The following is a 1,225-nucleotide window of genomic DNA, read 5'->3' as shown; positions in this document are numbered from 1 at the left end:
TTCCGATTACATTGATGGCTACTGCGGTGTCTTCCTCCGTGGTTGCTGTATCTGTATTGGCTACCGGTGCATCGTTCACATCATTTATTGTAACGCTTACTGTGGCTGTAGCACAGGCTCCGTCATCATCACATACAGAGTATTCAAAAGCATCTGTTCCAAAGAACTCTGCATTTGGGGTATAGGTGATCTGACCAGTTACAGGATCAATAGCGATGGTTCCGTTTGCTGGAGCCGTGATCTCTGTTACACTTGTTGGATCTATCGTTCCGTCTACATCCGTATCGTTTCCGATTACATTGATGGCTACTGCGGTGTCTTCCTCCGTGGTTGCCGTATCTGTATTGGCTACCGGTGCATCGTTCACATCATTTATTGTAACGTTTACTGTGGCTGTAGCACAGGCTCCGTCATCATCACACACTGAGTATTCAAAAGCATCGGTTCCAAAGAACTCTGCATTTGGGGTATAGGTGATCTGACCAGTTACAGGATCAATAGCGATGGTTCCGTTTGCTGGCGCCGTGATCTCTGTTACACTTGTTGGATCGATGGTTCCGTCTAGATCCGTATCGTTTCCGATTACATTGATGGCTACTGCGGTGTCTTCCTCCGTGGTTGCCGTATCTGTATTGGCTACCGGTGCATCGTTCACATCATTTATTGTAACGTTTACTGTGGCTGTAGCACAGGCTCCGTCATCATCACACACTGAGTATTCAAAAGCATCTGTTCCAAAGAACTCTGCATTTGGGGTATAGGTGATCTGACCAGTTACAGGATCAATAGCGATGGTTCCGTTTGTTGGAGCCGTGATCTCTGTTACACTTGTTGGATCTATCGTTCCGTCTACATCCGTATCGTTTCCGATTACATTGATGGCTACTGCGGTGTCTTCCTCCGTGGTTGCCGTATCTGTATTGGCTACCGGTGCATCGTTCACATCATTTATTGTAACGCTTACTGTGGCTGTAGCACAGGCTCCGTCATCATCACATACAGAGTATTCAAAAGCATCTGTTCCAAAGAACTCTGCATTTGGGGTATAGGTGATCTGACCAGTTACAGGATCAATAGCGATGGTTCCGTTTGCTGGCGCTGTTACTTGTGTTACCGAAGTAGGGTCGATGGTTCCGTCTACATCCGTATCGTTTCCGATTACATTGATGGCTACTGCGGTGTCTTCCTCTGTGGTTGCTGTATCTGTATTGGCTACCGGTGCATC

The 1,225-nt window shown here is 46.9% G+C and carries 1 protein-coding gene; it reads right to left on the bottom strand.

Features of this window, described 5'->3' with window-relative positions; translation table 11 throughout:
• The coding region (locus C7447_RS14650) for an Ig-like domain-containing protein (protein ID WP_148871267.1) at positions 1 to 1,225 on the bottom strand (1,225 nt) is incomplete at both ends.

This window comes from Tenacibaculum adriaticum (assembly GCF_008124875.1).
Taxonomy (GTDB): domain Bacteria; phylum Bacteroidota; class Bacteroidia; order Flavobacteriales; family Flavobacteriaceae; genus Polaribacter; species Polaribacter adriaticus.
The sequence above is the reverse complement of the archived record's forward strand: the minus strand, read 5'-3'. Positions and strand labels throughout refer to the sequence as shown.